The sequence below is a fragment of the Rothia sp. HMSC058E10 genome (assembly GCF_001809415.1).
Taxonomy (GTDB): Bacteria; Actinomycetota; Actinomycetes; order Actinomycetales; family Micrococcaceae; genus Rothia; species Rothia dentocariosa.
Genome location: NZ_KV797619.1, coordinates 1 through 19705 on the forward strand (window position 1 = coordinate 1; position 19705 = coordinate 19705).

At 50.2% G+C, this 19705-nt stretch carries 18 protein-coding genes, 1 tRNA gene and 1 pseudogene; 17 read left to right on the top strand and 3 right to left on the bottom strand.

Annotated elements, in window-relative coordinates:
• The 3 genes and pseudogenes from HMPREF2609_RS02990 to HMPREF2609_RS03000 form a co-directional block, all read left to right on the top strand.
• A pseudogene (locus HMPREF2609_RS02990) lies at window positions 1-481 on the top strand (hypothetical protein); the annotation flags it as partial.
• Window positions 482-551: 70 nt separating this feature from the next.
• Window positions 552-983: a ribosome silencing factor gene (gene rsfS, locus HMPREF2609_RS02995; protein WP_070534971.1), complete on the top strand. Its 432-nt coding sequence runs from the start codon at window positions 552-554 to the stop codon at window positions 981-983.
• Window positions 984-1145: 162 nt separating this feature from the next.
• A tRNA-Ala gene (locus HMPREF2609_RS03000) sits at window positions 1146-1218 on the top strand.
• 244 nt (window positions 1219-1462) lie between these two features.
• On the opposite strand, the gene HMPREF2609_RS03005 is transcribed toward HMPREF2609_RS03000, so the two are convergent.
• A complete protein-coding gene (locus tag HMPREF2609_RS03005; protein ID WP_070534973.1) occupies window positions 1463-2236 on the bottom strand; it encodes an SDR family NAD(P)-dependent oxidoreductase in 774 nt (257 codons plus the stop codon).
• A 306-nt stretch (window positions 2237-2542) separates the two neighbouring features.
• Here HMPREF2609_RS03005 and HMPREF2609_RS03010 point away from each other — a divergent pair, with 306 nt between their 5' ends.
• The 5 genes from HMPREF2609_RS03010 to HMPREF2609_RS03030 all read left to right on the top strand — a co-directional run bounded on the left by HMPREF2609_RS03010 (window position 2543) and on the right by HMPREF2609_RS03030 (window position 6891).
• Window positions 2543-3820 carry a glutaminase gene (locus tag HMPREF2609_RS03010; protein ID WP_048779241.1) on the top strand — a complete coding sequence of 426 codons (1278 nt, stop codon included), beginning with the start codon at window positions 2543-2545 and terminating at the stop codon, window positions 3818-3820.
• A gap of 23 nt (window positions 3821-3843) precedes the next feature.
• The gene (locus HMPREF2609_RS03015; RefSeq protein ID WP_048779242.1) at window positions 3844-4311 is read left to right on the top strand and encodes a P-loop NTPase family protein; all 468 of its coding nucleotides are present in this window, start codon (window positions 3844-3846) and stop codon (window positions 4309-4311) included.
• Window positions 4312-4580: 269 nt separating this feature from the next.
• The gene (locus tag HMPREF2609_RS03020) at window positions 4581-5159 is read left to right on the top strand and encodes an excalibur calcium-binding domain-containing protein (RefSeq protein WP_070535202.1); all 579 of its coding nucleotides are present in this window, start codon (window positions 4581-4583) and stop codon (window positions 5157-5159) included.
• Window positions 5160-5268: 109 nt separating this feature from the next.
• The gene (locus HMPREF2609_RS03025; RefSeq protein ID WP_070534975.1) at window positions 5269-6174 is read left to right on the top strand and encodes a polysaccharide deacetylase family protein; all 906 of its coding nucleotides are present in this window, start codon (window positions 5269-5271) and stop codon (window positions 6172-6174) included.
• A 69-nt stretch (window positions 6175-6243) separates the two neighbouring features.
• On the top strand, window positions 6244-6891 hold the full coding sequence (locus HMPREF2609_RS03030; protein WP_083296680.1) for a DsbA family oxidoreductase: 648 nt from the start codon (window positions 6244-6246) through the stop codon (window positions 6889-6891).
• A 205-nt stretch (window positions 6892-7096) separates the two neighbouring features.
• Here HMPREF2609_RS03030 and HMPREF2609_RS03035 read toward each other — a convergent pair whose 3' ends face one another.
• Window positions 7097-8053 carry a polysaccharide deacetylase family protein gene (locus HMPREF2609_RS03035; RefSeq protein ID WP_070534979.1) on the bottom strand — a complete coding sequence of 319 codons (957 nt, stop codon included), beginning with the start codon at window positions 8051-8053 and terminating at the stop codon, window positions 7097-7099.
• A 144-nt stretch (window positions 8054-8197) separates the two neighbouring features.
• Here HMPREF2609_RS03035 and HMPREF2609_RS03040 point away from each other — a divergent pair, with 144 nt between their 5' ends.
• From HMPREF2609_RS03040 to HMPREF2609_RS03070, 7 genes are all read left to right on the top strand, one after another.
• Complete coding sequence (locus HMPREF2609_RS03040) at window positions 8198-8689, top strand: hypothetical protein (RefSeq protein ID WP_070534981.1); 492 nt, start codon at window positions 8198-8200, stop codon at window positions 8687-8689.
• A gap of 269 nt (window positions 8690-8958) precedes the next feature.
• Window positions 8959-10062 (top strand): App1 family protein, encoded by a 1104-nt coding sequence (locus HMPREF2609_RS03045; protein ID WP_070534983.1) that lies wholly within the window; start codon window positions 8959-8961, stop codon window positions 10060-10062.
• Window positions 10063-10852: 790 nt separating this feature from the next.
• Window positions 10853-11080 carry a glutaredoxin-like protein NrdH gene (gene nrdH, locus HMPREF2609_RS03050; protein WP_070534985.1) on the top strand — a complete coding sequence of 76 codons (228 nt, stop codon included), beginning with the start codon at window positions 10853-10855 and terminating at the stop codon, window positions 11078-11080.
• Window positions 11081-11149: 69 nt separating this feature from the next.
• Window positions 11150-11680 (top strand): class Ib ribonucleoside-diphosphate reductase assembly flavoprotein NrdI, encoded by a 531-nt coding sequence (gene nrdI, locus HMPREF2609_RS03055; protein ID WP_004004798.1) that lies wholly within the window; start codon window positions 11150-11152, stop codon window positions 11678-11680.
• Entirely contained in the window at window positions 11653-13833 is a 2181-nt protein-coding gene (gene nrdE, locus HMPREF2609_RS03060) for a class 1b ribonucleoside-diphosphate reductase subunit alpha (protein WP_083296681.1), read from the top strand. Before nrdI ends, nrdE begins: the two co-directional genes overlap by 28 nt.
• Before the next feature lie 126 nt (window positions 13834-13959).
• Window positions 13960-14937, top strand: a complete 978-nt coding sequence (nrdF, locus tag HMPREF2609_RS03065) for a class 1b ribonucleoside-diphosphate reductase subunit beta (RefSeq protein WP_004004796.1) — start codon at window positions 13960-13962, stop codon at window positions 14935-14937.
• Window positions 14938-15166: 229 nt separating this feature from the next.
• Complete coding sequence (locus HMPREF2609_RS03070) at window positions 15167-15655, top strand: CTP synthase (RefSeq protein WP_238382356.1); 489 nt, start codon at window positions 15167-15169, stop codon at window positions 15653-15655.
• 181 nt (window positions 15656-15836) lie between these two features.
• Here the strand turns inward: HMPREF2609_RS03070 and HMPREF2609_RS03075 are convergent, their stop codons facing one another.
• A complete protein-coding gene (locus HMPREF2609_RS03075) occupies window positions 15837-16217 on the bottom strand; it encodes a MerR family transcriptional regulator (RefSeq protein WP_070534987.1) in 381 nt (126 codons plus the stop codon).
• A 180-nt stretch (window positions 16218-16397) separates the two neighbouring features.
• Here HMPREF2609_RS03075 and HMPREF2609_RS03080 point away from each other — a divergent pair, with 180 nt between their 5' ends.
• Window positions 16398-17444, top strand: a complete 1047-nt coding sequence (locus tag HMPREF2609_RS03080; RefSeq protein ID WP_048755300.1) for a zinc-dependent alcohol dehydrogenase family protein — start codon at window positions 16398-16400, stop codon at window positions 17442-17444.
• A 227-nt stretch (window positions 17445-17671) separates the two neighbouring features.
• Complete coding sequence (locus HMPREF2609_RS03085) at window positions 17672-19384, top strand: formate--tetrahydrofolate ligase (RefSeq protein ID WP_070534988.1); 1713 nt, start codon at window positions 17672-17674, stop codon at window positions 19382-19384.
• The last annotated feature ends 321 nt before the right edge of the window (window positions 19385-19705 follow it).

Genomic DNA, 19705 nt, shown 5'->3' on the forward strand with positions numbered 1-19705 from the left:
CACCCCGAAGGTGAACACCCGTACAGGTTCGCTCTCGCAGGTGAAGAAGTCTGATTCTACACCCGCTAAATCTCCGGCAACGGGTTCTACCTCTGCTGTTAAGCCATCGCCTCAGAATAAGGATGCAAAGCCTGTTGCACCTTCGAAGAATAAGCCAGGCTTTGATAAAGCTCTAAACGATGGCAAGAACCTGACATCAGACCAAGCAACTGAACTCGCACAGCGTGTGTCTGCACGTACAGAAAAGGCGATGACCTCCTCAATTGCGAAGGTTAACGCTGCTAAGTCTCCTCGTAGGCTTGGAAATACTGCAAGTATGAAACAGGTTCCTGCAACGAATACGGATGAAACAGTGTCAAAGTACGAATCCATTGAGACAAGCGAAAATAAGTCCTTGTCCCTGCTGTCCTGGATTGTAATTATCGGGTGCATTATCCTAGCTATTCTGGGTGTGTATATGTTTATCTCCAATCAAAGGTAACGATTGGCATAAGCATTTGCTTGCTTTGGCGCCTGTCCGTCAGAGAAATCTGACGGCAAGAAAGGAAAAAATGACTGCTGCACAGTCCTCTTGTGAGGCTCTGCGCATTGCCGCCCGAGCGGCGGAAGAAAAACAAGGAACCCAGCTTTTTGCGGTGGATGCTTCTGACGCTATGGGGCTGATTGACGGTTTCTTGGTAGTTTCGGCACATAATGAGCGCCTCGTCAATGCGGTTGCTGATGAAATTGAGGATGCGCTTCGAGAACAGGCTGATTTGAAGCCTGTACGCCGAGAAGGACGTGCATCTGGTCGTTGGATTCTCCTAGATTTTGGGGACATCGTAGTGCATGTTCAGCATGAAGAAGATCGCGAGTTCTATGCTCTGGATCGTTTGTGGGCGCAGGCTCCGCGTATTGAACTAGGTGTTACCCATGAAGTTCCGTTTGATCTAGAAGGCGAAAGCGAAGAGGAAGCATCTCGGGTCGTTCCTGCTGACGAGTAACAATTTTGTTGCATCATGTGGGGCACCGCTGAGGCATACTAGAATTTGGTATCTTCGGCGGTGCCCCCGTATTTTATGTCTGTACCAGTGCGAGAACTTGCATGCCTGGCAGAAAGATGTGTATTATGTTTTCTGTTGCTAAGGCAACGCAAAACTATATGAGGGGATATGGCGCAGCTGGTAGCGCACCTGCATGGCATGCAGGGGGTCAGGGGTTCGAGTCCCCTTATCTCCACTGTTTACCGTCTGGTCCGAAAGGACTGGGCGGTATTTTATTATTTTTCTAACAGTACATGGTGCTTTCACATGAATGTACCTTTGGCGCGTAATAGTATTTGTCCCTTACACGAAATAATAGTGCGAAGAGATAAGAGGGGTATGGCGATTACCCCGAACAATACATTTAAAAACCTAGCTAAGATTCTAAAAAGAGTTTAAAGAATATGCTCCTTCATCCAGGGAAGAGAAGGGTATGCATCCTATTGAGAGCTCCTCTGTTGGAGCGCACGATCGACTATTGTCATGACGAAGCGCTTAGGCACCACACGGGTTACAAATCGCGCCACAATGGCGTTCCCCACTCCATCCACAAAACTGGGTTTCGTGGTTTTTAGAGTACGCAACGTGTTGTCTAGCAGCTGATGGACAGAGCGCATTTTTCCGACTGCTGCAGATTCACCGGCGATTTCAAAGAATGAGGTATCGGTGGGGCCGGGACAGACCGCAAGTACGCGGATGCCGTCTTTTCGGGTTTCGGACCAGAGCGCTTCAGTAAAGGAAAGTACGAATGCCTTGGTTGCGCCGTACACCGCCATATGGGGCAGTGGCTGAAAGGCAGCAGTCGAAGCAATGTTGATGATGGTTCCGTTTTTGCGTTCACGCATGGCGGGCAGATACCGAGCCGTCAGACCTGTTAACGTGAGGCAGTTAAGGCGTACTTCTTGTTCCAGACGCTCAGGGCTCTCATCAGCGACATCACCGGAGGTTCCAAACCCTGCGTTATTGACGAGTACATCAATCTCTAACCCGGCACGGTTCGTTTCTTCCCAGAGTCGCTCAGCCGCATCCGGCGCGGTAAGGTCACAAGGAATTACCGTTACTGTAATACCGTGCTCGGCGCGCAGCTTTTCGGCTAGAGCCTGGAGTTTACTTTCGGTTCGCGCGACTAAGACGAGGTCGTGTTTCTGAGCGGCATAACGGTGTGCGAACTCCTCACCGATCCCCGAAGACGCACCAGTAATCAATGTGGACATGATTCTCCTTTCGTAATTTTCGTATCAATGTCAAAGCTACAATATACGGTCGTGCTAAAGACCTGCAGGACACGAAAAACTACCTGAAAGCAGAATTTGCCCTAGCCACTGGGAAGAGGAAAGGAGAATACACCTACGAACAGATGGAATAGTTAAGCCATATTTGGAGTATTTAAGGCGTAAAAGCTAAACTTCAAGAAGCTGGGACATAGGCGGAATCTTGCCACAGCGAAGACGCATGAAGTTTCTACGCCCAAGAACCTCACGCCGTGTATTAGGAAAATATTGTCCTTCAGGAGGAAACTCATGCATTCACCGATACCGAGCTACCTTGACGAAGTTCTCCAAAGCGTTGCGGCCGATAGAACGGGTGTGCTTGCGAATTATATTCCTGAACTTGCCGAGGTTGATCCTGAACGTCTTGGCGCCTCTATAGCTATGGTCGATGGGGAACTCTATGCTTCCGGCGATACTGATTCGCTATTTACCATTCAATCCATCTCAAAGCCTTTCGTGTATGCTTTAGCCCTTGCTGATCGCGGGTTTGAGAAAGTCTTAGACAAAGTTGGAGTTGAACCGTCCGGGGAACCCTTCAACGAGATCTCCCTTGAAGACAGCTCTGGTCGTCCGCTAAACCCCATGATTAACGCCGGCGCAATTACCACGCATTCTTTAGTCGGTACAGAAACAATGAATCGGGCAGAGCGTATGGAACGTGTGATTTCTGGGCTCTCTGCCTTCGCTGGCCGTTCCCTTGACGTTGATGAAGCGGTGTACTCATCTGAAATCGAGCACGCGCATCGTAATCTAGCGATCGCTCATATGCTTCGCAGTCACGACATTCTCACGGAGAACCCCACCGGTGTAGTCGAAGGCTATACCCGTCAATGCTCTTTGCTGGTAACCGTGCAGGATTTGGCGATGATGGCGGCAACTCTGGCAAACTACGGAATTCAACCCGTTACCGGGGAACAGGTAGTACCTAAGACAGTGGTGCGCCAGGTACTGAGTGTTATGTTCACCTGCGGTATGTACAACGCTGCAGGGGACTGGGCAACGCAGGTCGGAATTCCCGCTAAAAGTGGGGTAGGCGGGGGAATTATTGGCGCCGTACCGGGCCAGCTGGGACTAGCAACATTTTCACCACGCCTAGATGTACACGGCAACAGCGTGCGCGGTGTATCTCTCTTCGAACGATTCTCCTCAGATATGGGCATGCACGTTATGAACATACCCACTGTTGCTCGGTCCGCAATACGAGCTAACTACCGAATAGGCTCCGGTGAGAAAATAACCCAGGTAATTCAACTGCAGGGCAGAATTAGATTTGCCGGTGCAGAGCGAGTTATCCGTGAAATTGTTGATACACACTACATGGGAACACGAATAGCGCTTGATGTTACCCGAGTTTATTCTGTGGATGAGGTCGCCCAGCATATGCTTCTAGAAATTATGAGAAGAATGAGACACGAGGGATACACTGTATATCTGATTGATCAAGATGACACTATTACAAATCTTGAGGCCCTGAGAACTATGGATGTTGCCGTATTGGGCAGCATTGACGAACTCGAATACTACTAGTCTTTGAGAATTTATAAGGTGTCATGATGAAACGTATTGCTATTTTAGGCCGCGGTGGTGCCGGCAAAAGTACCCTGGCTTCCTATCTTGCTACCCGCTATAAACTACCTGTTTTCGAGCTAGACCAGTATTTCTGGGATGAAGACCTTACGCCTACTCCAGTAGATCAGTGGAATATTATTCATCAGCAGATCATCTCTGAACCTGAGTGGATTATAGACGGTGATTTAGGCGTATATGACACCAAACTATTAGAACGGCTCAAGGCCGCAGATACGGTTATTCTCTTAGACTTTAGCGCTCGCGTATGCGGTATGCGTGCGCTACGGCGCTCCCCGGAGAACCTAGAATTTTGGAAATGGATTCTGCGCTATAGGCGCGATAGCTTGCCGCGTATTATGGCGGCATGCGCGCATCCAGAAGTACAAGCCCATATATACCGGTTCTGTGCTCCTGCCGAGCTCGATAATTTTCTCGAAAACCTTCGATAGCAAGAATATTATGCTGAATTTTGTGAGGCTTCTAGGGAAAAACCGAAGATCTTCTGAAGAAGACATTCGTTATAACTCAGAGATAAAAACTTCATAATGATGAACCTGTTCTAAGAAACATATGTCAAGATACGACTCCATTGGGAATTTCTCAAATATAAAAACACGGAGTAATTAGAGACCATAAGTTTAGGCTAAACTAGTACAGAGAGCTATGGTAGCTCTCCATGAGGATTTATTCACCACTCATTCATGAGGAACAAATGTATATGAGAAACCACATTGTCGCGGTGGCGCTTATTGGTGCCGTGTTGTTTACCGGATGCTCCGGCAATAATGCCCGCAAAGAACAAACCCCTTCTTCATCCCCATCAATCTCTGCGACGGCCTCTACGAGCGCCTTTGCAAGCCCTACGGCTTCCATAACTCCGTCACCAACCCCTACTCCAACTACCTCTCCCACTATTTCTGAAGTAACGCCAGAACCAGCTGCCACTGCTGACGCTGAACAGCATGAGGATGTTGTCGAGGTACCTCTTGATGACGCCTCTACTTCTGCCCCTCAGCCCGAGGCAGCTCAACAACCTTCTCCGGTTCAACAGCAACAGGATCCCGTGCAGCAGCAACCTGTTGCTCCTGTGCCTGCGCAGACTTCGGCGCAGCAGCGGCATATTGCCCCGGTTCCAGAACAGCCTGCGCCTGTAAATAACGGCGGTGGTGTCTATTACAAAAATTGTGCTGCTGCACGGGCAGCAGGGGCTGCGCCTTTATACCGCGGACAGCCGGGGTATGGAACTCATCTTGATTCAGATGGTGATGGTATCGCTTGCGAACCTAAAAAGAAATAAATCCTAATAGCTACGTTATATAAAGTTGGGTGGGAACGTTCCCACCCAACTTTATAAGTTATGCAAAAGCACTATGCCTCTGCACAAGAGCACGATAGGGTAGAAGTATATGTACCCATATAAACACCAGAATCCAAGCAACGAAACCCCACATCGTAATTCGGCGGATCGTTTCACCCGTATACCTCGCCGAGCGGCTGTTTTAGGTATGCTCACCCCGCTTTTGGGTGCAGGCGTTCCTTATGCCGTAACACGAGATGAAAAAGTCGCAGGCATTGAGGAATCAGCATCATGGGTAGATTCGTCCTCTGCATCTTCGGCGCCAGCATTAGATTCCTCAGAAGAAGCTGACCAGCAGACAGCGGCCTTGCCGGAGTCGATAAATCCCATAGAGGTGGCGCACCCGTGGGATGAACCGCAAACCGCTTTGGAAGGTGCAGGGAACTATATTGCTTGGACCGTTGATGACGGGAAAAGCCCTGATGTTGTGCGCGCCTATGCAGATTTTGCCGCCCGAACGGGAACCCGGCTTACCTTCTTTATCAACGGGTCATATAACGCTTTTGAACCGAACCTAGACGTTCTTAAACCGTTGGTAGAATCAGGGCAGATTCAAATCGGCAATCATACGTGGTCGCATGCGGCGTTGACTACGCTAGATGATGCAGGAATTGCCGAAGAATTAACAAAAAATGACGAAGAGATACAGCGGCTTTTCGGCGTGTCTTCTAAACCGTATTACCGCCCACCATACGGATACTATGATTCTCGTGTGCTTGAGGCTGCGGCAGGTGCAGGATTCGACAGGGCGGTTCTCTGGTACGGGTCTTTAGCTGATTCTTCACCCATACCTGCCGAAGAAATATACGCATATTCCGAAAAATATGCGAACTCGCAGACTATTCTCATTGGCCATTTGAACTACCCCGGAGTTATTGAAGTGCTCGATAAGATCAAAATGCTTTTGGACGAACGGAATCTTACCCCCGTAACCTTGCGTGACTATTACGGGTAGAACGTACGCTGGGATAAATTAGTGCTGTGCGAGTTTTACCGGCGTAATTGTTAGTCTCTTGAAAGGTGCATGATGCGTGTAGATATTTGGTCAGATATTGTTTGTCCTTTCTGCTATTTAGGTAAGAGGAATTTTGAAATAGCTCTCGCCCAATTTGAGCACCGTGATGAGGTAGAGGTTCGTTGGCATAGCTTTGAGCTCGACCAAAATGCCCGGGAAGATAATGCTTTGCCGCTTGCTGAACGTATTGCCGAGAAATATTCTCTCAACCTAGAGGAATCTATCGCTACCCAAGAAGGAATAGCAGAGCGCGCCCAAGAAGTAGGCTTGGACTTTAACTGGCGCAACGCAAAGTACGGCAATAGTTTTGATGCTCACCGTATTATTCATCACGCAACTGCACAGGGAAAAGCCGCAGAAGCTCAAGAGGCTTTCAAAAAAGCATATTTTACGCAGGGACGCTCTATCGAAAAACACGAGTCCATTCGGAAGATTGCCGCTGAAATCGGTCTCGATTCACGTCAGGTTGATGAAATACTCGCTGGCGACCACTATGCTGAGGATGTGCGCGCTGACGAACGTTTTGCACAGGAATTGGGTATTACGAGTGTTCCCTTCTTTTTGATCGAGGCGCAGTGGGTTATTAATGGGGCTCAACCGCCCGCAGCGATTTTGGAAGGACTCAACCGGGTTTGGGCTGAAACTCACAAGTCCTAAATTATAAGTCCTGTACGACCGAACACGGCTTCAAAGCTCTAATGCCTCCAAGGGGAGAGCGGAAGGAACAACCTGCGGATTCGGTGGGCATGGCTGTTCCTATGGCAACCAAAGCAAATGATGCTAGATCAAAACATGTGCCTCTTTAACTGTTTGCTGTACCTAGGGTCAAAGATGCACATATTTCTTAAAATCCTGTATGTTTCTAATTTCCGGTGGTGCCAAGACCAGATCCCGCGGCCGGAGCTGGGGAAGCTGGTTCTTCTTTCTTTTCGTCCTTCTTATCTTCGGGTTTTGGTTCGGAGGCCTTACGTTCTTCCTCGGTTAGCCCCTCAAAATAGTCGTTGAGTGTGACCGTGATGAGCTTACGCTCGGCGACTAGCCCAGCAAGACGATCAAGAAGCGGAATAATGGTCGTGAAATTCAGATGCCCTAACAGGATTCGTTGCGGCAGAACGTATTTGAGCGATCGCATATAGATAACACGCGCTGAGGTTTTGGCCTCATCTCCGAGAGTTCCTTCCCACAGCACCGGGCGCGTGTATCCTACGCTAGCGGCTACTTTGAGCACTCGCGCATCATAGCTGCCGTAGGGGGGACGAAAATAAGGCTTTGCCGAGACCCCAAAAACTCTTTGAATCTCAGCCTCGTTCTTCTCTAGTTCGTGCTTAATCTGATCATCTTTGAGAGTTTTTAAATCGGGGTGACTAAAGGTGTGGTTTGCAATTTGAAGCTGTCCGGTTTGCACTAGCGGCTTGAGCACATCAACATTTTGAGTGAACCCCACATAGGTCATATTGACAAAGAAGGTTAGGCGCACACCGGTACGCGCAGCAAATTCTGCGTAGGCTCGAATTGTTTCTGGGCTGACTCCATCGTCAACGGTCCACGCGATATAACGTCCTTCACCCGGCAGGCGGGTCATAGGGGCAGACCACGGCTGTTTCGCAATAGTTGCTACGTTGAAACCTTCATTCGGCTTTGGCGGCGCTGCGGGAGAGAACGTGAGCGACTCAGGAACATTATCCTGTGTTTCGTGAGCGGTAGAGGAAAAATCGCTAGTAGTCGCATTAATAGTCTTGGGCGTGGAGGCAAAAATAATCGGTGCTAATGCACCGAGAGAACCAGCGAGAAGCAGACGGCGTGAAGGAGAGTGCGGCATACTCTTAAGGATAACGTGCGGTTAGCTCAAGAGATGACAATCGACGCTTTTGCGAAAGTGTCAGATTTTAACTAGTACGGATACAATGCTGAAACCTTGCATCATCTAGCGTTTTCGCCTGTAGCCTACTGTTACCATGGACATATGGTCAAGAAAATTACTCTCGTTGCGGCCGCTTCGGTTGCGTTACTCACCGGGTGCTCCGCAGAAGTTGTGCCCGGTTTGTCTCTGAATTCCGCTCCAGACTATGGAAATCGCGGCGATATTACCGTCTCTGCCGAGGTCCTAAACGGCAGTGAACATAATGGTTATAAGGCTCAAACTGGAAAGCTTCGGATCTTTCAAGACGGTCAAGAAATCAACTCTGCCGAACAGAGCCTAGAAGCGAAAACTAACTACTATCGGCTGACTTCGGCTGATAACCATGAGTTGGCTGGCAAAGTTATTCAGGTGGCTGTTTATGCGGATAACCCTAATGACGTGGTGAAATGCGGTATCAAAGTTACCGGTGAAGAAGAGCCTGTGCACCACGTAGAACAGGCAGAAGGTAAAGGTTCGGCGTACTGCCAGGTAAAACTCAGCTCAGGTCCATTCCAGCTGCATACTGAAGAATCTGGGCAGTCTGAGCATCACTAGAAAGTGGTGAGCACTGAACTGATACTTGTTCCTTCATCGGCTGAGAGTATCTGATCTATCGCACACACTAAATCCGTAGCAGCCCTAACGACGAAAGAGAAGGACTCGGTTTCCACAGTAGAGGGGAACCGAGATCCTTTTCTCTTTAACCCGTTTGAATACCCCCTGAGAAAAAGGTTGAGCGGCTATGAAACTAATTGATGAGGACGCTTTAGAAGTCGAACTTGAAAATAGGGTGTTTTCTTGCAAGATATGGAAAACTAGAAAGCATGGAGAATCTAGGCTCACAAGAATTGCGCAGCGTGGTCACCGAAGTTGCAGGTGAAGCCGTTAACCTAGGGTATCGTATGGGCGATGCCGTGCATCGTTGGCGTGAACAGCGAGCTGTGGCTCACGGGCGTGAGCCTATTGTGGTGCCTTCTGAAGGATATGGACGGGTAGCCACAGATACTGAATCCGGGTGGGTGCGTATTCTTGGGCGTGCCCTCTATAAAACGGCTGCCTTTGAAAAACTCCTGCATGTGGTGGAAGGCACCGAAGATACCGATAACCCGACGCGCGGGTGGCGGGCTTTTACCACCGTTGCCATGTCGGATGTGTATGTGACTATTCTTATTGCGGGGCATACGTTTGAGGTACAAACCGACCGTGGTGGAGTGCTGGATGTGCGCCTTGACCTAGACTTACCGGCCGGAATGCATAAGGTCATCATGTATGTACCGGGTTCCCGCGCCGTTGAAACTAACGTTTATATCGTTCCGGAATCCCAGAAAATCGGGGTTATCGTAGACGTCGATGATACCGTTATGGTGACTATGTTGCCGCGTCCTCTTGTCGCTGCGTGGAACTCTTTTGTACTGGATGAGCACGCGCGCATTCCGACCCCGGGCATGGCGGTGCTCATGGATCGCATTCATCGAGCACATCCTCAGGCACCTTTTATGTATCTTTCCACTGGCGCTTGGAATATCACACCGACACTGCGTCGCTTTCTGACCCGCAATGGCTACCCGCGTGGAACCTTCCTATTAACAGACTGGGGGCCAACTCCTGACCGCTGGTTTAGGTCGGGGTCCCAACACAAAGTGAACTCTCTAAAACGACTTGCCCAAGAATTTCCCCAGATGCAGTGGATTCTTATCGGCGACGACGGACAGCGTGACCCGGATATATACAACGGATTTGCGGTGCGCTACCCGCAGAACGTCGCCGCTATTATGATTCGTAACCTCACGGTGGGGGAGAGCGTTCTCGCCTCTGGGCGGGTCTGGAGCGATCAGAGAGCGCAAAAAATGACAAATTCTCCATTGTGGATGGAGGCGAATGACGGGCATACATTGAGCCGACTGCTTCGTGACCGAGGACTTCTCTAAACACGTATTAGGTTATACATCTGTATGGCTGTTCTCTGTAGCGTGGGGAAGAGCTGACCTCATCTTGAGGGCTGGCAGGGGAAGATCAACTATTGAGACAGTAGATCATTACGCTTATCCACAGGCGAACTGTACTGACCTCATACGAGATGTGGGTTTTAATGGGTTTGACGATTTCTTTCACAAAAACCCAACAACACGCCGATCATCTGAATGTTTCAAAAATTTCTTAATCACATCTTTGCCATACTCTCAAAAGCCATAAAAAAACTTCCAACACGACGCATGTAGGTGGATTCCAGTCGAGTTTTTCAGCCTCGTTCCGCAGAGAATCAAGGAATGGGTATAAAAGCTTAAAAATCAAGAGGGAAACAATGCCAGAAATCTCACACAAAGGCCTGTTCGCCCTGAAAAAACAGAACAGATTTTCAGTTTAAAAGAGCGATGCGCGTTCCGCTCACAGAGCCGATATGTGGATAACTCTGTATTGTCCGCAATAATTAGCGGAATTACACTCTCCTGAGGTGTGGATAAACTGAATGTCCTTGTGCTCGCGTGTGGGTTTCTCGAACAAAACATCCACACTTCACCACAGCATCTTGTGCCAGAGAAATTTTCAGACACAACATGTAGTATTAATACCCGGCTCGATTCTTTGCGCGGCCGATGACGAAATGCTTCCAGTCTTCTAGAGCTAAAGGAAGTCTCATCAAGCACAAGAATCCTCTGCCTTGCACACAAAGTATTCACGCAATTACGCTCCGCTTTGGGGCTGACAAGGAGAAAACCGATGGTAGTGACCGTGTACACCAAACCGCAGTGCGTTCAGTGCAACATGACCTACCGGGCGCTAGACGCCAAAGGCATCAACTACGACAAAGTAGACATTACGGAAGATTCCCAGGCGCTAGAGATGGTTAAGTCCCTCGGATACATGCAGGCACCGGTCGTCATCGCCGGTGAAGAGCATTGGTCAGGATTCCAGCCTGACAAGATTAACGCGCTTGCATTAGCATAGGCGGCAGCGTCAAGCACGACTCAACCCACAGAATTTCCGTGGGTATTCGATCGTGGAGTAAGGAGAAATATGAGCACCCCCCTCGCACAAAATCCTACGCATGAGAACGCTGAGATTCAGAAGATTATTCTTCAGACACGTGATGCCGCTGAGGGCCGAGCGACTCAAAGCTCGTTGGGTAAGGATTCGCCGCTCGTTGTCTACTTCTCCTCAATTTCAGGCAACACTCATAAGTTCGTTGAGAAACTACAGGCACGAAACGTGCGCCTTCCTCTGCGAACTAAGGATGAGACTCCCGTTATGCACGAACCCTATGTGCTGTGCGTACCCACATACGGGAAGCCTGAAGGTGCAGGCAATGTTCCCCCGCAGGTAGTCAAATTCCTGAACAACGAAGAGAACCGTCGCCAGCTTCGCGGTGTTATCGGATCGGGAAATACAAACTTCGGATCTCTCTTCGGAATCGCAGCAGATATTGTGGCGAAGAAATGCGATGTTCCCTTGCTCTTCAAGTTCGAGCTTATGGGAACCTCCTCAGATGTCGAAAAAGTAAACAAAGGATTGGAAGAATTTTGGACGCAAAACTGCCTTCAGCGCTAGAGACTCTCGGTGCCGGACACAGCTCCAAAGCGGTACCTGACAAGTTCAAAGGTATGAGTTACCACGAGCTGAACGCTTTGCTGAATCTCTACGATGAAAACGGCATGATCCAATTTGACGCCGACCGTCAAGCCGCACGTCAGTATTTTCTTCAGCATGTTAATAACAACACGGTTTTCTTCCACGATCTCGAAGAAAAAATCGAGTACCTGATTGAGAATCAGTACTACGAGCCGGAACTCTTCGACCGGTACAGTTTTGACTTTGTGAAGTCTCTTTTCAAACGTGCCTATGCTGCCAAGTTCCGTTTTCCCACCTTCCTAGGCGCCTTCAAGTTCTACACTTCCTACGCGCTCAAGACCTTCGACGGTCAGCGTTACCTGGAGCGTTTCGAGGATCGTGTATGCATGGTGGCTCTGCTTCTTGCTGAAGGCAATGGAAAACTTGCAGAAGAGATCGTAGATGAGATCATTTCCGGTCGTTTTCAGCCCGCAACCCCGACCTTCCTGAACGCTGGTAAGAAGCAGCGCGGTGAGCTCGTTTCCTGCTTCCTGCTGCGTATTGAGGACAATATGGAGTCGATTGGCCGTTCCATCAACTCTGCCCTGCAGCTTTCAAAACGTGGAGGTGGTGTCGCGTTCGCCCTCACGAACCTACGTGAGTCTGGGGCTCCCATCAAGAAGATTGAGAACCAATCATCCGGTGTTATACCTGTGATGAAGCTCCTTGAGGATGCGTTCTCATATGCAAATCAGTTGGGCGCTCGTCAGGGTGCAGGCGCGGTTTACCTGCACGCGCATCACCCCGATATTTATGCTTTCTTAGATACTAAGCGTGAAAACGCGGACGAGAAGGTACGCATTAAGACCCTGTCTTTGGGTGTTGTGATTCCTGATATTACCTTCGAGCTGGCAAAGCGTAACGAAGATATGTATCTGTTCTCGCCCTACGATGTAGAACGTATCTACGGAGTAGCTTTCTCAGATATCAACGTTTCTGAGAAGTACTACGAAATGGTGGATGATTCGCGGATTCGCAAGACCAAGATCAACGCGCGCGAATTCTTCCAGACTATTGCTGAGGTGCAGTTCGAGTCCGGGTATCCCTATGTGATGTTTGAGGATACGGTGAACCGGTCTAACCCGATCGAAGGCAAGATCATCATGTCTAACCTTTGCTCAGAGATTCTGCAGGTTTCAAAGCCGTCGATTTACCATGACGATTTGAGCTACGCCGAAATTGGGAAAGATATTTCGTGTAATCTTGGTTCGCTCAACATCGCAATGACCATGGACGGCGATGACCTGGGGAAGACTGTCGAAACCGCTATTCGTTCGCTGACCGCAGTTTCTGACCAATCCGATATTCGCTCTGTGCCGTCTATCGAACGCGGTAACAATATGAGCCACGCGGTCGGTCTGGGGCAGATGAACCTGCACGGGTACCTGGCGCGTGAGCACGTTTACTATGGCTCCGAAGAAGGTCTGGACTTCACCAATATGTACTTCTACACGGTGACATACCATGCTATTCGCGCCTCCATGGAGATCGCTAAGGAGCGCGGCGTAACCTTTGAAGGGTTCGAGAACTCAAAGTACGCTAACGGTGAGTTCTTCGCCAAGTACATTGAGAAGGAATGGGAACCGCAGACTGAACGGGTGCGTGAGCTGTTTGCTAAGCATCATATTCCGACCCGCGAAGACTGGATTCAGCTTGCCGCCGATGTAGCCCAATACGGCATGTACAACCAGAACTTGCAGGCTGTTCCGCCCACCGGGTCTATCTCGTACATCAACGGTTCGACTTCTTCGATCCACCCGATTGCTTCTAAGATTGAGATTCGTAAGGAAGGTAAGCTGGGGCGTGTCTACTACCCGGCACCGTTCATGACGAACGATAACCTGGAATACTTCCAAGACTCCTACGAAATTGGGTACGAGAAGATCATCGATACCTATGCCGTGGCAACTCAGCACGTGGATCAGGGACTGTCCTTGACTCTCTTCTTCCGCGATACCGCGACTACCCGTGATATTAACCGTGCCCAGATTTACGCATGGCGTAAGGGTATCAAGACTATTTACTACATTCGCCTGCGTCAGATGGCTCTTGAAGGCACCGAAGTTGAGGGCTGCGTATCCTGCATGCTGTAAATGAATCAGCATCTTACGGGTTTCGGGGTGCAGGAGGTTCTTCTTGCACCCCGAAACAGACTCGATTAGTAACTTAGAAAACATTACATGCCTGTGTGGGCGTGACATCCAATCTGGGAGATACACATGAGTGAAAAAGTGCACCTCGTCGACCACCCGATTGAGGCTATTAACTGGAACCGTCTTGAAGATGATAAAGACCTTGAGGTATGGGACCGTTTGACCGGTAACTTTTGGTTGCCTGAAAAGGTTCCGCTGAGCAATGATGTTCCCTCATGGAAGACCTTGACGGCGGAAGAAAAAGAGTTGACCATGCGTGTTTTTACGGGGCTGACTCTGCTGGATACTATTCAGGGTACCGTTGGCGCCGTGTCTCTTTTGCCGGATGCAGTCACCGCCCACGAAGAGGCCGTATACACCAATATTGCCTTCATGGAGTCGGTGCACGCTAAGTCGTATTCTTCGATTTTCTCGACTCTGAGTTCGACTAAAGAGATTGATGATGCCTTCCGTTGGGCCTCCGAAAATGAGCACCTGCAGAAGAAAGCGAAGATTATTCTCGCATACTACACGGGGGATGATCCGCTCAAGAAGAAGGTCGCCTCTACGCTGCTGGAGTCCTTCCTGTTCTACTCAGGGTTCTACTTGCCCATGTACTGGTCGGCGCACGCTAAACTGACGAATACCGCTGATCTGATTCGTCTGATTATTCGTGACGAGGCTGTTCACGGCTACTACATTGGCTATAAATTCCAACGTGGTTTAGCAAAAGAGAGCCCGGAACGGCAGGCAGAACTTAAGGAGTACACCTTCAACCTGCTGTACGAATTGTATGAGAATGAGGTAGCCTACACGCATTCACTCTATGACGGTGTGGGCTGGAGTGAAGACGTCAAGAAGTTCCTGCACTACAACGCGAATAAGGCTCTCATGAACCTGGGGTATGAAGCGATGTTCCCGGCGAGCGTGACCAATGTTTCGCCTGCTATTTTATCGGCTCTTTCGCCCAATGCCGACGAGAACCACGACTTCTTCTCGGGATCTGGCTCATCTTATGTGATCGGTAAAGCCGTGAACACTGAGGATGAGGACTGGGATTTTTAGTCTCAAAAACTGATTCTGAGATCAGGAAGATATAACTTTAAGAAACCCGTATATTTCCTTGAAAGCATAGGGAATATACGGGTTTTGTGCGTCAAATTCAGGGGAGTCTAGGAGACTCGTAAAAATTTTTTAAATCTTGGGTGTGTCATCTTTATGTAACTCTTCACTTGAGATTTAAAAACTTATAGGGTGGAGGTGCAAGCAATTGTCGAGCAAAGGAGCGATGCTCATGTTTAAGACTACGCTGTCAGCCGTTCGGCGTGCCACCCTGGTCGGGGTCGGCGCCGTCTCTCTCGCGTTGGGCGCTTCGATGCTGTCCGCCCCCGCAGCTTCTGCATATGTGCAGGCGTTCGTTCCGGTCATTCCTCCGGCAACTAGCTCGGATGCAGGTATCTCAGCTCCGGCAGTACATGATTCGAACTCCGTCCCCTTGGAACATGAACATGTTGTTAACTGGTCGGATTATGAGGTGACGGGTGATCACGAGATTACCTTTAGCGTACCGACCGGTACCGCAACTTGTTTTGATGTACGTGCCGAAGCTGCTGAAAGTAACGGTACTCTCCACGTGGCCACTGTTGAGGGCTCCGTGCTTGGAGCGCCCGATAAGTGCACCATGGAAGGGCGCACCGTTAAGGTAAGGGTTTACACCAATGCTCCTGCATCGTCTTTGAAGGTACAGCAGCTTCCTGCATCACAGGTAACCCTTCATGAATAAAAAGAAGATCCAGCCTGTGTAAGGTGGCGAGATCCAATGCTAGAGAGTATCAAAAGATAGCTTGGGTAGACGGGTCTTTCACACATACTCTCTGAGAGGGATAATGATCGGGGTACCTCACCTATATAGTGTGGGGTACCCCGATTTATATTCGATATTCACTAATAAATTGAGCGCTAGGTTATGCATGCTTCTTATTCTCTTGCGCCATTAAATCTTGGTAGTACGCAATTTTTCGGTGTACAAAATCAATCCTTCGCTGAGCATCAAGTAGCTGCTGCCGGGCAACGTGTGCGTAATGTTCGATAATGTGTAAACGCTCCGATGCTGTAGACACGCCACGACGGCAGAGGTCTACATAGGCTTTGACATCGTTAATGCTCATACCGCATGCACGTAAGCAGTGAATTGTTTCAAACCACCCCACGCATTCTTCGGTGAAAACACGCCGTCCATGTTCATCTCGTTGCACAGTGGGAATAAGGCCTTTGTCGCTGTAATACCGTACCGTATGCGGGCTTATGTCAAGCTTTTCTGAGATTTCTTTGACGCTGTAACTCATAATTCCAGTATCTCACGGTACCCCAAAGGTATAAGATACTAAGTTTTATTCTCAAAAATAGATGTGGAATAACATAGCTTTTATCTTCCATGGTGCTTGCTTTCGAGTAACTCGAAGGGCGTACTCTAATACAACGACTGGTTAAAACCTAAAGAATTTACATGAAAGTGAGTACAGCTAATGCGTTCAGTAATCATGGAAGCCCCCGGTAAGGTCGTCGTCAACGAAGTTGAGAAGCCGACCTTGCTCGAACCCACCGACGCCATCATCAAGCTCGCAGCATCCTGCATCTGCGGCTCCGACCTGTGGCCCTACCGCGGCGCAGACGCAGAGCCCGTCGACCACAGATCAATGGGCCACGAATACATCGGCGAGGTCGTAGAAATCGGCTCCGAGGTCACCACCGTAGCCCCCGGCGACTTCGTCGTAGGCTCCTTCTGCATCTCCTGCGGCGAGTGCGAAATCTGCACCGCAGGCTACCCCTCCCGCTGCCTCAAGGCAAGCGCAGCAGGCGACGCCTTCATCGGTATGCGCTCCAACGGCACCCAGGCAGAATACGCCCGCATACCCTTCGCAGACGGCACCCTCGTCAAGACCCCCGCAACCCCCACCGAAGAGCAGATCCCGCACCTGATGGCGGCGTCCGACGTGCTCGGCACTGGCTGGTACGCAGCAGATGCAGCGAAGGCAGGCCCCGGCAAGACCATCGTGGTTGTTGGTGACGGTGCAGTCGGCCTGAGCGCAGTCATCGGCGCTAAGCAGCTCGGCGCGGAGAAGATCATCATCATGTCCCGCAACCCTGAACGTCAGGCGCTCGCTAAGGCATTCGGCGCAACCCACATCGTGGAAGAGCGCGGCGAAGAGGGCATCGCCAAGGTTCTGGAGCTCACCGACGGTGTGGGCGCACACGGCGTCGCGGAGGCTGTTGGTAACCAGCAGTCCTTCGACCAGGCACTCGGTTGCGTGCGCCACGGCGGCTACATCGGCTTCGTGGGTGTGCCGCACGACAGCGCCATCGGCACCGATAATCTCTTCTTCAAGCAGGTTCACCTGGAGGGCGGCCCCGCCCCCGTGCGCAAGTACCTGCCGACCCTGATTGACCTGATTTACAAGGGTGAGATTGAACCCGGTAAGGTCTTCGATCTAGTATTGCCCATCGACGAAGCTCCCAAGGGCTATGAGGCAATGGATCAGCGTACCGCGACCAAGGTGCTGCTGACGATGTAGTAACTATATTTACTGTCGAGCGAAGAAACTCCTGCGAGCATGAACAACTGAATCATGAGCGTGGGAGTTGCTTCGTCTTTGACCTGGGAACATTGTGTCAAGAGACCTTCCGCAAGATGGCATATTTTCCTCGCCGTATATCTCACATATAAATTTAGGCGACAATCCGTGAGCTAGAGCATAGAATGGGATATGGAACTGTTGGTTTCTACTTGTTAAGGACAATGATGACGAACAAGCCTTTCCCTTCCGACCTCGAAATTGCTCTCGCAGCTGAGCTTAAACCCATCACCGAAATAGCCGCCGAGAACGGCATCAGCGAAGATCGTTTGGAGCCCTACGGTAAATATGTTGCCAAGGTCCTGCTCGACGAAAGCACCAACGCAGAAACCGCCCAAAAGCGCGGTTCCAAGTACATTGTCGTTACCGCTGTAACTCCCACACCGCTCGGCGAAGGTAAGACCGCAACCTCTGTCTCGCTAGCACAGGGATTCGCCCAGACCGGACGTAAAGCTGCGCTGGCGCTTCGCCAGCCTGCCATGGGACCAACCTTCGGTATTAAAGGCGGTGCCGCTGGCGGCGGTTACTCGCAGATCGTTCCCATGGAGAAGCTAAATCTGCATCTGACCGGTGATTTCCACGCCGTTACCGCAGCCCACAACCTACTGGCCGCCATGATCGATAACCACCTGCACCAGGGTAATGACCTGCGTCTCGACCCCCGTGCTATCGAGTGGCGCCGCGTTATCGACATGAACGACCGCTCCCTGCGCAACATCGTAGTCGGTCTGGGCGAGCGTATTGACGGCGTGCCCCGACAGACCGGGTTTGATATTACCAGTGCCTCTGAAATCATGGTGATTCTTTCGCTGGCAACCTCCTTTGAGGACCTGCGCAAACGTTTGGCGAAGATTGTTATCGGTCTGAACTACGATGGTGAGGCAGTCACCGCCGCCGATTTGAAGGCTGACGGCGCAATGGCTGTTATTCTGGCGGATGCCATTAACCCCAACCTGCTTCAGACTCTCGAACACACTCCGGCACTTATTCACGCGGGACCCTTCGGGAACATCGCTACCGGTAACTCCTCAGTTGTCGCTGACTACGTTGGCTTGGAATACTCCGACTACGTGATTACTGAGGCAGGTTTCGGTGCAGATATGGGTGCTGAACGTTTCTTTAACGTTAAATGCCGAATCTCAGGGCTGAAGCCTGATGCCGCTGTGCTGGTTGTCACCGTACGTTCCCTCAAATCCCACTCTGGGCTGTACAAGATCGTACCGGGCAAGCCTCTGCCCGAAGGCATGCTTGAAGAGAACCCTGCCGACGTTGAAGCAGGGGCTACTAACCTGAAGAAGCACATTGAGATTGTGCGTAACTTCGGTGTGCAGCCGGTGGTGGCTATTAACGCGTTCCCCACCGATTTCGATTCTGAGCATGAAGCTATTCGCCGTATTGCCGAAGAGGCTGGCGCTCGCGTAGCTATCCATCATGGTGTTGCTGAGGGTGGCAAGGGTACGATTGACCTGGCAAATGTGGTTGCTGAGGCTTGCGACGACGTTTCGAACCTGGAGTACACCTATGATCTTGAGGATTCTCTCGAAACTAAGCTTGAGAAGGTTGCTACTAAGGTTTACGGGGCAGACGGTATCTCGATTGCTCCCGCAGCGGCAAAGCAGCTTAAGCATTTTGACGATCTGGGGTATTCGCATCTACCTGTGGTGATTGCAAAGACCCACCTGTCGATCTCTTCTGATGCTTCCCTCAAGGGTGCACCCACCGGCTGGACTTTGCCTGTGCGCGAGGTTCGTCTTGCCGCAGGTGCCGGTTATGTTTACGCTATTTGCGGCACGATGCGCACCATGCCCGGTCTGAGCAAGAGCCCTGCTGCAGAGCGTATTGGCTTTGATGAAAACGGTACGATGATCGGTCTTTCGTAGTGGTTTCTGGGTCATATTTCGCCCATAAAAGACGAAGGCAAGCTTGATAAGGTGCCGTGGGCATCCTCGTTATGTTGGGATGCGCACGGCACCTTTTCTGTGTCTTCGCGGGCTGTACCGAGGGGTAGTTTTTACCGATTTCGTGTGTGTTGCGAAAAAACCATTCAAACAGACCAATTGGTGTATAGAACCCGCATGATTACGCGGGTTTAACAATACTGTTATTTAGGGGTATACCTTGAAAAATGGCTGTATGACGCGGAACTTCCAGAAAAAAGTTTTAGTGATTTACGCCATATAAAAATCAATAAAATCTCGATT